General features: G+C 72.7%; 19 protein-coding genes and 1 pseudogene. 19 read left to right on the top strand and 1 reads right to left on the bottom strand.

Features of this window, described 5'->3' with window-relative positions; all coding sequences use genetic code 11:
* The first annotated feature begins 124 nt into the window (after positions 1-124).
* Positions 125-628: a hypothetical protein gene (locus tag AB0N17_RS44210; RefSeq protein WP_366017355.1), complete on the top strand. Its 504-nt coding sequence runs from the start codon at positions 125-127 to the stop codon at positions 626-628.
* Positions 629-713: 85 nt separating this feature from the next.
* Here AB0N17_RS44210 and AB0N17_RS44205 read toward each other — a convergent pair whose 3' ends face one another.
* A complete protein-coding gene (locus AB0N17_RS44205; RefSeq protein WP_366017354.1) occupies positions 714-908 on the bottom strand; it encodes a hypothetical protein in 195 nt (64 codons plus the stop codon).
* Positions 909-1023: 115 nt separating this feature from the next.
* Between AB0N17_RS44205 and AB0N17_RS44200 the strand changes: the two genes are divergently transcribed.
* The 18 genes and pseudogenes from AB0N17_RS44200 (at position 1024) to AB0N17_RS44115 (ending at position 10868) form a co-directional block, all read left to right on the top strand.
* Complete coding sequence (locus AB0N17_RS44200) at positions 1024-1839, top strand: hypothetical protein (RefSeq protein ID WP_366017353.1); 816 nt, start codon at positions 1024-1026, stop codon at positions 1837-1839.
* A gap of 256 nt (positions 1840-2095) precedes the next feature.
* Complete coding sequence (locus AB0N17_RS44195; protein WP_366017352.1) at positions 2096-2560, top strand: RRQRL motif-containing zinc-binding protein; 465 nt, start codon at positions 2096-2098, stop codon at positions 2558-2560.
* Between the two features lie 27 nt (positions 2561-2587).
* The gene (locus AB0N17_RS44190; RefSeq protein WP_366017351.1) at positions 2588-3118 is read left to right on the top strand and encodes a hypothetical protein; all 531 of its coding nucleotides are present in this window, start codon (positions 2588-2590) and stop codon (positions 3116-3118) included.
* A 40-nt stretch (positions 3119-3158) separates the two neighbouring features.
* Positions 3159-3407: a hypothetical protein gene (locus AB0N17_RS44185; protein WP_366017356.1), complete on the top strand. Its 249-nt coding sequence runs from the start codon at positions 3159-3161 to the stop codon at positions 3405-3407.
* 113 nt (positions 3408-3520) lie between these two features.
* Positions 3521-4099, top strand: a complete 579-nt coding sequence (locus AB0N17_RS44180) for a hypothetical protein (protein WP_366017350.1) — start codon at positions 3521-3523, stop codon at positions 4097-4099.
* Complete coding sequence (locus tag AB0N17_RS44175) at positions 4096-4437, top strand: hypothetical protein (protein WP_366017349.1); 342 nt, start codon at positions 4096-4098, stop codon at positions 4435-4437. Before AB0N17_RS44180 ends, AB0N17_RS44175 begins: the two co-directional genes overlap by 4 nt.
* Positions 4434-5393: an ATP-binding protein gene (locus tag AB0N17_RS44170; RefSeq protein WP_366017348.1), complete on the top strand. Its 960-nt coding sequence runs from the start codon at positions 4434-4436 to the stop codon at positions 5391-5393. The genes AB0N17_RS44175 and AB0N17_RS44170 overlap by 4 nt, the downstream gene beginning before the upstream one ends.
* A gap of 88 nt (positions 5394-5481) precedes the next feature.
* Positions 5482-5793 carry a hypothetical protein gene (locus AB0N17_RS44165; protein ID WP_366017347.1) on the top strand — a complete coding sequence of 104 codons (312 nt, stop codon included), beginning with the start codon at positions 5482-5484 and terminating at the stop codon, positions 5791-5793.
* Positions 5794-5882: 89 nt separating this feature from the next.
* Positions 5883-6557, top strand: coding sequence for a GGDEF domain-containing protein (locus AB0N17_RS44160; RefSeq protein WP_366017346.1), 675 nt, complete (start codon positions 5883-5885; stop codon positions 6555-6557).
* Positions 6554-6998, top strand: a pseudogene (locus AB0N17_RS44155) (hypothetical protein). Before AB0N17_RS44160 ends, AB0N17_RS44155 begins: the two are co-directional and overlap by 4 nt.
* A complete protein-coding gene (locus AB0N17_RS44150) occupies positions 6995-7288 on the top strand; it encodes a hypothetical protein (RefSeq protein WP_366017345.1) in 294 nt (97 codons plus the stop codon). The pseudogene AB0N17_RS44155 and the gene AB0N17_RS44150 overlap by 4 nt, the downstream one beginning before the upstream one ends.
* Positions 7289-7306: 18 nt before the next feature.
* On the top strand, positions 7307-7483 hold the full coding sequence (locus AB0N17_RS44145; protein WP_366017344.1) for a hypothetical protein: 177 nt from the start codon (positions 7307-7309) through the stop codon (positions 7481-7483).
* A complete protein-coding gene (locus AB0N17_RS44140; protein ID WP_366017343.1) occupies positions 7480-8382 on the top strand; it encodes a histone-like nucleoid-structuring protein Lsr2 in 903 nt (300 codons plus the stop codon). Before AB0N17_RS44145 ends, AB0N17_RS44140 begins: the two co-directional genes overlap by 4 nt.
* Complete coding sequence (locus AB0N17_RS44135; RefSeq protein ID WP_366017342.1) at positions 8382-9122, top strand: hypothetical protein; 741 nt, start codon at positions 8382-8384, stop codon at positions 9120-9122. Before AB0N17_RS44140 ends, AB0N17_RS44135 begins: the two co-directional genes overlap by 1 nt.
* On the top strand, positions 9119-9304 hold the full coding sequence (locus AB0N17_RS44130; RefSeq protein ID WP_366017341.1) for a hypothetical protein: 186 nt from the start codon (positions 9119-9121) through the stop codon (positions 9302-9304). Before AB0N17_RS44135 ends, AB0N17_RS44130 begins: the two co-directional genes overlap by 4 nt.
* 74 nt (positions 9305-9378) lie before the next feature.
* Complete coding sequence (locus AB0N17_RS44125; RefSeq protein ID WP_366017340.1) at positions 9379-9618, top strand: hypothetical protein; 240 nt, start codon at positions 9379-9381, stop codon at positions 9616-9618.
* A gap of 108 nt (positions 9619-9726) precedes the next feature.
* Complete coding sequence (locus AB0N17_RS44120) at positions 9727-10440, top strand: hypothetical protein (protein WP_366017339.1); 714 nt, start codon at positions 9727-9729, stop codon at positions 10438-10440.
* Between the two features lie 74 nt (positions 10441-10514).
* Positions 10515-10868, top strand: a complete 354-nt coding sequence (locus tag AB0N17_RS44115) for an RNase adapter RapZ (protein WP_366017338.1) — start codon at positions 10515-10517, stop codon at positions 10866-10868.
* Positions 10869-10897: the final 29 nt, after the last annotated feature.

Genomic DNA, 10897 nt, shown 5'->3' with positions numbered 1-10897 from the left:
TTCCACGTGCTGCGCGGCGGCACCTGGACGTCGCCGCCGGCCTGCCTCACCACGTTCTACCGGGGCAAGGACCTGATCACCGACCGGCACATGGACGCGCCCGCACCCGAACGGGGACAGCACGATGGACTTCCACTCCACCGACAGCCGCCCGATGTCCGACTCCGAGGCCGCCGCCGAAGCCAAGCGGATCATCGAAGAGAACTTCCGGCCCGAGCCGCCGGTCCGCCACTTCCCGACGTCGTTCCGCGACGACTCCCCCGTGCCCCCCTACGGTGACACCCCGCCCGTCCATCAGGACGACCGCCGGATCGTGCCCGCCTGGGCTGCCGGAATAGCCGTCGCCTCCATCGGCGTCGGAGCCGGGGTCACCGGCATCGGCTGCGGCGCCTGGCTGGTACTGCAGGGCCTCGCCTCGGTCACCCTGACCGGCGTCCTGATGGTCACCCTGCCGTTCGCCGGCCTCGCCATGGCCGCCACCGCGATCGGCGGCGCGATCAGCCGCGCCCGCTCCGCCGTCACCAAGAACATCTACGAGGGCCCGGTCACCCAGAAGACCGAGATCAACAACCACAGCACCACACGCGGCATGTTCTTCGCCCGCACCCGCAACGACATCCACAGCTGATCCCGGCACCCTGCGTCGTACTCGAACCCCGCCCGCACGGCCGGGAGTCGAGTGCGCCGCAGGCCGCCCCGGGCAGCCCGCGCGATCAGTCGTCGTCCAGGTAGATCAGCAGGCGGCCGTACTCATCGACCTCCGCCTCATAGATCACCCCATCGACAACCGCGTGGTCGACCACCACCTCGAAGTCGTCTTCGTCGTCGATCCACAGCACACCGTCGTCGTCCGTGAACGCCGGATACATCACCCCGTCGGCGATCACCGAATCGAACTCGACTGCCATCGCGCCCCCTTGCTGCTCCCTGGCCTCGCCCCAGCCTGGCGCACCACCAGGCCCCGGCGACAGAGACATTCCCATCCCGTACGCAGCGTCACCGCCCTCGAAGGAGATGCCGACCGTGGCTGACCACACCGACCGCACCCCGCACATCCCCGGCCAGCGCCAGGAGTCCCTGCCCGCCGACGGCCAGGCCCTCGACTTCCCACCGCCTCCGCCCGTGCCCTCGCTCGAAGACCTCGGAGAGAAGGAGCCGCGGCTGGAGGCCCTGCGCGAGTGGTGGGACGGCGCCTGGGACGAAGGCGGCTTCCTGCACGACCGCTGGGAGGACCTGCGCCGCGCCCCCGAACTCGGCTGGCACGGCATGGCGAACTGGGTGAAGACGGCGCTCGGACTCGCTGGGATCTGCGCGGTCCTCATCCTGCTGGACGGCGCGACCGACGTCCTGGCCGACACGCTGCACCGCCTGCTGACTGCCGTGCCGCGCGTCCAGGTCGGCGCCGACACCTCCACCGGTGTCTTCGCCGTGGTCGACCAGCCGATCCGCTCGTACATCGCGGCCCACTCCGCCTCGCTGCCGATCAGCGCCTCCACCGTCTACACCGTGTGGCAACTGGTCGGCATCTTCGGCCTGGTCGGCGGGTTCTTCCGCAGCAGCGGCGCCCGCCTGACCTGGACCGCGTGGGGCGCGGCCAGCATCGCCATGGTCTACAGCGCAGCTCCCGCCGACGGCCGCACCATCGCCACCGGGCTCGCCGTCCTCGCCTGGACCGTCGCCTCCGCGTTCGCGCTGCGCGGCCTGACCCTGCGACCGGCGTTCTTCACCCACATCCATAACGCCGGTCACCAGATCGAGCCGCACATCCACCTCCCGGCCCCGGCCGCCCCGGCCGCCGACGACACCCCGGACAACGTGCACCCGCTCCAGAAGCGCTGACCCGTCGCCCTGCCTGGCTCTCGCCCGCCCCGCGCGGGCGAGGACCGGACAGGCCGCCCGGCCACCCGCCACACCCCACGCCCCGTCAGCGGACCCTCCGCCAGCGGGGCGCAGCACTGCCCGCCATCAACCCTGTTGGAGGACACACCGTGCTCATCCCCCGCCCGCGCCGCCGGATCGGCCGGCCCCGCCCGCAGCGCCCCGGCCCCCGCTACCCGCAGCGTCCCGCCCGGCTCCCCGGCGCCTGGAACCGGTGATGCCCCGCCCCCGGAAGAAGGGGCGCCGCCGCGAGGCCAAGAAGGTGCCGCGCAGCACCGCGACCTTGCCGGAGTACGACCGGCGCACCTGTCCCGAGGGCCTGGCCACACGCCGCCAGCTACGGGAGAAGGGCCTCAGCCCCGGCGGGCACGGACCGGTCGCGGTCCTGCGCTGCAAAGGGTGCTCGTACCGGCCCGACCAGTCGTGCAACCACCCCACCCGAGGCTGGTTCTACGACGTGAACCTCGCCCGGCCGAAACGGACGCCGACGCTCGCGCAGGAATGGGCGCTGGACCAGGCGATGGCCGCGCGGCAGACCTGCCCCGAGTGCGGCCGGCGCTACTACTTCTGCCTCCCGCTGCGCACCCAGGGCTGCTGCGACCCCTGCGCCAGGGGCTACGAGCCCAGCCCCGACACCTACTTGCCGTCCCCGGCCCCGGTCGTCCACCGGCTGGCCGCCTGATCAACGAACCCCTCGAAGGAGAGTCACGTGGCTCTGTTCACCCGCACCGCGCCCGTCGTCGTGCCCGAGACCTGGACGCCAGAGGGCACGATCGTCTCCCAGCGCTACCGGGCGCTGGAGGGCGCGACCGTCCTCGTCTACACCGCCGACACCGACCAGGGCACCGCCCGCTACGCCGCTGCCTGCTTGGGCTGCATCCACCGCACTGACCGCAACGCCTCCGGCAACGTGATGACGGAGGCGGAGGCCGCCCAGGACGCCAACGCGCACGCCGCCACCTGCCGGGCGGTGCCGCGCGGCATCCCCGCCCGGCCCGACGACACCGAGGCCGCGAAGATGATCCGCACCCGGCTGTGGGCCCGCCGCTACGGCACGGCCCCGCACCAGGTACGCCTTTCCGACTTCACCGGGCTTCGCGTCGACCTCCAGCGCTCCACCGACTGGATCAAGGCGGTGCTGAGCGACATCGCGAAGGCCGACCCCGGCTTCCTCGCGGCGGCGCCCGCCAGCTCGGGACACGGCACCCGCTTCACCGTCCAGCCCTTCGGCCGGCCCTGACGTCGTGCGCGTGCGAACCGCCGTGCTGGTCGCGGCCGCCATGCCCGTCACGGTCGCCGCGGCCGCCGCCGCTCTGAAGGCCGGCCACTGGAAGTTGTACGCCGACCGGTACCGCATCGAGCTGACGCCCCGACCCCGCCGCTCCTGCCCCGACTGCCGGGGCTTGGGCGGCTGGTGGGTCGGCGGCGCGAACCCGGAGATGGAGGCGGGCGGCTGCTGGTCGGACCGGCGCGAGCTGCGCGTCCGGCTCCTGCCCGTCCCAGCCTGGCCGGACGAACCCCCGTTCTGAACGACCCGGCCCCGGCCACACCGGCCGGGGTCGGGACCGCCGGGTGGCCGCGCATCGGCAAAGGGCCGGCCACCCCGCTCCCTCACCCTCTTCGAGATCAGGAGACCTCCAGCATGCCCCGTCTCACCACCGAGCGTCTGGCTCTCTTCGGCACTCTGCTGGCCACCTTCGGCGAGCTGCACCCCCTGTGCGACCACTGGGTGCAGGGCTCGAAGACCGCGATGCGCAAGCGCCTGTACGGCGACGACCTGGTCCACGCCGACGGCTCCCCCGCCACGCCGGACTCCACCCGCCCGACCATGACCACCAGCGCCCTCGGTCGGCGTGCGGTGGCCTGCCACGTCGCCTCATACACCGCCGTGCAGCTCGGGGCGACCGTCGCGATCACTCGGGCGTTCGGTTACCGCGTCACCCCCGGCGCGCTGCTCGCCGGCGCGGCCATCAACGCCGGAACGCATGCCGCGATCGACCGCGGAGCCGTCCTGCTGTGGCTGGCCAAGAAGACCGGCAAGACCGGCTACATCGAGCACTGCAAGGCCGCCCGCGTCGACGACGACGGCAAGGCCACCTCGGAGCTCACCGGGCCGGGCAGCGCGTGGATGGAGCTGGACGCGGCCCTGCACCGCTCCATCGGCATCGCGGCCGCCGCCGTCACCACCTGGCTCTCCACCCGCCCCGGCGCCCGCCGGTGAGCCGCACCCGCCTGGAACGCGTCCGCGCCGCGGTCGGCATCGCCTCGCTGGCCCTCCAGCAGATCGAGGACGACCTCAGCGCCGACGACGTCGACCAGGAGGAGCTCGCCGCGATCCTGCGCGAGCTCATCGAGGACATCGACCCGCCCGGCGGCCTCATCCCGGCCCTCGCGCAGATGATCTCCGTCGCCGTGCGCCGTGCCGAGCAGATCGAGCCCGACCGCGACGGTGACGCCTCCTGCCCGCTGCACGAAGCCTCCGCCCTGATCACCGACGACGCCGGGCAGCGCCTCATCTGGGCTGCCCGCGCCCTTGACCCGCAAGGAGAATCCGCATGACCGAGCTGATCTACCCGCAGATGCCCGAGCACAGCCTGGTGGTCCTCATCGGCCCGTCGGGCGCCGGGAAGTCCACGATCGCGCGCACCTGGCCCGCCTCGCAGGTCCTGTCCCTGGACGCGCTGCGCGAGGTCGTCAGTGACGACGCGGGCGACCAGGACGCGACCGGCGACGCCGTCGCCGCCCTCCACCTGCTCCTGGAGGCCCGCATGCGCCGCCGCTTGTTCACGGTCGTCGACGCGACCAACGTGGCCCGGGCCGCCAGGGAGCCGTTGGTCGCCGCCGCCAAGCGGCACGGCATGCTGCCGATCGCGGTCATGGTCGCCACCCCCGGGAGCGTCTGCATCGAGCGGCAGGGCCCGCGGCCTGCCAACCGCACGGTGCCGGAGGCCACGGTCATCAAGCAGCGCAAGGACATGGTCGACTCGCACCGGACCCTCAAGGCGGAGGGCTTCCCCGAGGTCGTCTTCGCCGACAGCCTCTACCGGCTGCTGCCGTTCCTGGAGCGCCTGAGCCAGGCCCGGCAAGCCGACCTCGGGCTGGACGGCGGCGACGGCCTCGGTGACCTGAACCTCGTGGCCCGGGTGTTCGGCGAGGAGATCCTGCCGCTATGGCAGTGGAAGCCCGGCTCGAACGTCGCCGACGGCGACCGCGTCGCGGAGATCCGCCTCGGTCAGCAGTACCTCACCCTCGCCCTGCGCACTGACGTGGACGGAGAGGGCGACGTCGGGTTCGACGTGATGGTGCCGTGCCCGCACGACGACGAATGCGACGGCTACGTGTGGGTGCCCGCCTACAGCGTCACCTGCTTGTTCCGCGCGCTCAACGGCGACCTGGACGACGACGAGGACATCGTCTGCACCGTCCACGGCCCGAACAACGGCGACGACCAGGACGACGACCCCGAAGGCCGCGCCGACCTCGAAGCACAGGCCCTCGAAGCGATCCGAGGCTGACGGACCCTCCGTGCTGCCCCGGCCCCGGCTCACCGCCGGGGCCGGGGCGGTCGCGGTGGTCCCTCAACCGCCGCGATCACGAGAGGAGATGGACGTCATGACCCTGCTGCCCTACTTCGAGGTCGACGTCCCCATACGGAGCACCGAGACCGGCCTGGAAGGCGTGCACGTCTTCACCGGCCAGGCCGACAGCCGCAGCGCCGCCGTGAAGGCCGCGCATGAGGTCTACGACGCGGCACGCGCCGCGGCGGAGGCCGGACTCGAGATTCCCCACGGGCGCCCGGACGGCTGGGGCGCCTGCGGATACCGGCCCGGCTGGGAGCTCGATTGGCCTGCCGCGAAGGCCGGCCCCTGGAGGAGCCCGTACAGCTGGCTCAACTCCAGCCCCTACGAGCTTTAGCTCTGCCCCGGGACAGCCGCTGTGCTTGGCGGCTTGACGGCTGCCCCGGGCCCATCCATCCCGCACGAGACGAGACGGAGAACCCAAGTATGTCGTCCCTCCTGCGCGTTCAGGGCCGGATCGGCCAGCGCACCCTCTTACTGACGACCGCCGCCGTGCCATTGACCGGCTGGGCGGTCCACGCGGTCACGCTGCACAGGCAGCTCGCCGCCACCCGCCGCGACCCGCTGACCGGCCTGCTGCGCCGCGACTCCTACACCGCCCGCGCCCGTCGGCTCCTGGCCCGCGGCGACGACCTAGCCGTAGTCATGGTCGACCAGGACCACTTCAAGGCCGTGAACGACGACTTCGGGCACCCGGCCGGAGACGCCGTCCTGGCCGCGACCGCCGCCCGGCTCACCGCATGGGCGGGCCCGCGCGCGTCCATCGGCCGCCTCGGAGGCGATGAGTTCGCCGTCGCCGTCCAGGTGCCCGCCGCGAGCCTGGACCAGCGCCTCGCACAGCTGGTCCGCATGCTGCACACCCCCGTCGTCCTCGAGGACGGCCGCACCGTCGACGTCGCCGCCTCGGTCGGCGCTGCGACCCCGGACGTGATCGGCTCCCGCGACCTGTCCCTGCTGCAGCGGGCCGCCGATGCGGCCCTCTACGACGGCAAGCACTCCGGCCGCGCGCACCTCGCCACCAAGGAGCACGCGAAGGTGGCGTCCATCAACGGCCGGCGCGCGGGCCGCCCGGGCACGGCGGTGTGGGGGCGAGCCGCATGAGCCTGGCCACCCTGCGCGAGGGCGACTGGATCCGCGGCATCACAATCCGCCAGCCCTGGGCGACCTGCATCCTCGCCGGGAAGAACCCGGAGAACAGGCCGGTGCACTGGCCGTGGGAGGGCTGGGTCCTCATCCACGCTGGGAAGACGAAGCCGGAGCCCGCCGTGCTGCGCGACCCGCTGGTCGCCACCGCGATCCGCGGCCGCGAACTGCCCTTCGGCGCGGTCATCGGCGTCGCTCGCCTCACCGGCTGCCACCCGGACCAGGGGTCCGGCGCGGTGCACGAGTCCCTGGGCGGAGCGCGGCTCGCACCACCTGGTCCTCGCCGACGTCCAGGAGCTCCCTCTGCCCGTGCCAGCCACGGGCGCGCTTCCGGCCTGGAAGCCGAAGCCGGACCTGCTGGCGCAGGTGTTCCAGCAGCTGCCCGACTTCCGGCCGTGACCCGCACGGGACGCAAGAAGGAGAAGCCGCCGTTCGAGCCGGGCCTGATCCCGGCTCCCGGCGAACTTCTCGTCTGGCGCGACAGCCAGCACTTCGACCGCTGGCAGGACCTCCCCTGCGCGCTGTGCGGCCAGCCCACGCCCATGCGCTCCCACTCCGGGGAGCCCGTGCACAAGGCATGCGCGGAGGGCTGGATCACCGCCAACCCCGTTGAGGCCCGCCTTGGGCGGTTCGCCTCCGACATCCAGCCGAAGCCCAAGTCCAAGGGCCAAGGCGACGACCACGCCTGACCTCCACCTGGAGGACCCATGAGCAGTACCCCACAACACGACGTCGACCACGCCCTCGCCTATCCCGAGCCCCCGGCCCACCCGAACTGGCGGCGGCGCGGCACCGCGAAACCCCGGCCTCTCACCGCCGACCAGCAGAAGCACAACCGCGAGCTGTTGGACCTCGCGCTGCGGAAGCCGAGGGCGGCGGCATGACGACCGACTGGCAGCAGGCCCTCGCGGCCGCATCCCGCCCGCCCCAGCCAAGCCCCCTGGAAGAGCTCGCCGCCGCGGCCCGCGTCACCGCACGCAACGCCGGCGACAAGCACGACCTCGCCGAACTCCTGGACGCGATCGGCGCCCCCAGCGACGCCGACACCCTCACCGCGCTCCTGCCTCACCTCCCCGACACCCTCTCCGGAGACCTCATGACCACCCAGGCCCCCACCGCCAACGCCAACGCCTACGCGGCGGCCGCCGTCGACATGCTCACCCGCGGCGACAACCCCGACCAGGTCCGCGACACCCTCGGGCTGTCCGACGCCGAACTCGCCGAAGCCATCGAGCACGCCAAGATCGCCAAGGCCGTCCAGAGCGCCGGACTGCACACCTCCGACACGGACACGCCGGACAGCACCGACGCCCCCAAGACGGCCGCCGCCACAAACGGCACGGACTCCCCCACGCCCGATGCTCCCGACACCGTGACGGCGACGCCGCAGGCGCGAATCGAGGCGCTGCTGGACTGGGGCGAGCAGCACACGGCGAAGGGAGTCCAGGCCCTCGCCGCCAAGGCCCGCACGGCCCTGGCCGAACTCGCGGTACGCCGCGACACCGAACAGGCAGTCACTGAAGCCGAGGGCCGCGTCGACCGGCTGGAGCGCGAACTCGCCCGGGCCAAGGAGGCGCTGCGGCAGGCCAAGTCCGGAAAGCCCGCCCCGACCACCGCCGCCGCTCCGGCCCCGAGCGGCAAGTTCAGCAAGGAGCAGCTGGCCGCGATCCGGACCTGGGCACGGGCCAACGGCTACGAGGTCGCCGACCGGGGCAACCCGGCCAAGAAGATCCTGGACGCGTACTTCGCCGCCAACCCGACGACGGCAGAGGCGGTGCGCTGATGGACGCCATACCTCTCGCCCTGGACGGCTACCTGTCCGCCGAACCGGTCTTCGGCGAGCAGGACGGCACCGCCTGCTGGCGGCTGACCTGCTCCCCCACCGACCGGCTGGTCGACGACGCGACCGTCCCCTGCACCAGCCAGAACCCGCACGTCGTCAACGCGCTCTTCACCGAGTGCCGCCCCGGCGACCTGCTGCGCGTCACCGGATACCTCACCCTCCCCGACAACGCCGGCGGCGGGCTCCACCTCCAAGCCGACACCCTCGAAGTCCTCTTTGAGGCCCCGGCACTGGACACCCCGGACAGCGACGCGGACACGGCCACTTCTGTGGAGACGAACCGCAACACGGCGATCGAGGCCCTCGCTGAAGCCCTCACCTCACTGGCCGGCGAACCCGGCCCGGACGCGAGCATCCGAATCCACATCAGCCCGACCGGCGTCCTCGGCTCGGGAGGGGAGCACTGCCACAGCATCGAGATCACCCCAGGCCGCGCCCACCAGCTCGCCGACCAGGTCGATGCCATGAGCTGCTACCTGGACAGCGAACGCCCGGACACCGGCACCGTCCTGGACTCCCAGACGATCGCCGACATCACCGAGCTGTTCGAGGACATTGACCTGATCAGCCTCACCGGGGCGGTCCTCAGCTCCACCCGGCCCGAGCACCGGCCGCAGGTCACCCAGGCGATCGACGACATGTTCGGCAACGTCTCCGACCTCGAGGACCCCGAGCTGTGAGCGCGCCGACCCCGACGCCCGACCAGCAGCGCTCCGTCCTGGAGCGATTCCCCGCCGGAGCCCCCCGCGGCTCCTGGCCGGCGGAAGAGTTCGCCGCCGCCCGGCGCGATCAGGGCATCGACGCCCGCGTCGTGATGGACCTGAACAGCGACCAGTTCCTCGTGGTCACCGACACCCCCTAACGACCTCAACCCCAAGCGCCGTGCCCCGCCCCACCAGCAGGGCACGGCGCTCCCTGCGTCCCCACAGGAGAGCCATGGCCAGCATCACCATCCACGTGGAACCCCGGCACGCCGACAACACCACCTGCGACCACAAGGTGAAGCCCTCCGGCAAGCCGCGCGATGCCGCCTCCGGCTGCACCGGCCGCACCGCGTACGCCGTCGTCTGCTCCGAGCACGGCGACGTCGGCACGCCCCACCACATCAAGCAGCTCGCCGAACCCGCGGCCACCGAGCACCGCCAGGAGCACCGCGCCGCCCTCGCCACACGCTGAACCCGTGCCCGGCCCGGCCGGGATCACCCCTCACGTCGGCGGGGCGGTCGTCGACACAGACTCCGGCCGCCCCGCCGACACCAACCGCACGAAGGAGCACTCCTCTTCATGACCGGCACCACTCACCTCACCCGCCTGCGCACCCGGATGCTCGCCACCGCGTACAGCAACGCGGACTTCTGGGCTCGCCGTTGGGCCTTCCTCACCGACCAGGCCGTGGGCGCGCTCGCCCGCCGCGACTCCGCCGCAGCCGAAGCCCTCGCCGCGTCGCTCTTAGCGCCGGAGTTCCTCCACGACACCCAGATCCTGGGCGCGGCCGTGGAGGCCGGCATCGACACCAGCCACTGGGAAGAGCGCCGGGAGAAGGCACGCTCCTACGCCCGTGAGGCCCATGAGCTGCCCCCGCGGTTCGACCCGGACACCGAGGCCCGCAGGCTCTGGGCGTCGCTGTTCGAGCACTACCGGCCGATCGCGGCCGCCCTGGCCGGCTATCTCCGTGAACTGCCGCCCACCTGGCAGGAGGACCTGTTCACCTCCAGCCCCGACTCCCCCGCCGACCACCGGTCGGACCCGGAGCGGCCGGGGCCGGAGACCGCGCCGTACGACGTGTCGTGGGAGGACTGCCCCGCCTGCTTCGAAGCCCAGGACCAGTGCCGCTACCACGCAGGCGTCCTCGCCGGCATGGAGTACCAGCGCGACCTGATCACCACGGCCCTGACCGACCACGTCGCCATCGACCAGCTCCAGCAGCGCCACGCCGAACGCGAAGCCGGCGCAGCCCAGACGGCGGCCGCCGACACCAGCACCCCCGCCACCGCATGACGCCCGGGGCGGCCGTCGACTTCCCGTCCGGCCGCCCCGGCGCCCCAACCCGCCCCGTTGAAACGGACCTCCACATGCCCAAGCCCGTCATCAAGGTGACGTCGTTCGGCTACCTCCACCTGCCCCACGACACCGAAGGCCGCCCCGTCCCGCCGCAGGCCGACCGCATCGAGGACGTCCGCGACCGGCTCCGCGACCCGGCCGCCGCCCGCGACATCCTCGACCTCGACGGCCTCGACCCCCGCGTCCAGGACGTCGTCCGCAACACCCCCGGCGCCCTCGAACTCATCGCCAACCTCGCCGACTACGCCGACCTGCCCGCCGGCCCCCGCCGCATCGCCATCGGATGCGCAGGCGGCAAGCACCGAGGTGTTGACCGGACTACCGGGCGACACGCCGGACGTGAGTGCATCCCCCGCATGGCCTAGTCGGTAGACGTTGCGCATCCGAACGACGA

It is taken from the genome of Streptomyces sp. NPDC051133, assembly GCF_040682635.1.
Classification (GTDB): Bacteria; Actinomycetota; Actinomycetes; order Streptomycetales; family Streptomycetaceae; genus Streptomyces.
Note: the sequence above shows the minus strand (reverse complement) of the source record. Positions and strands in the feature narration are given on the sequence as shown.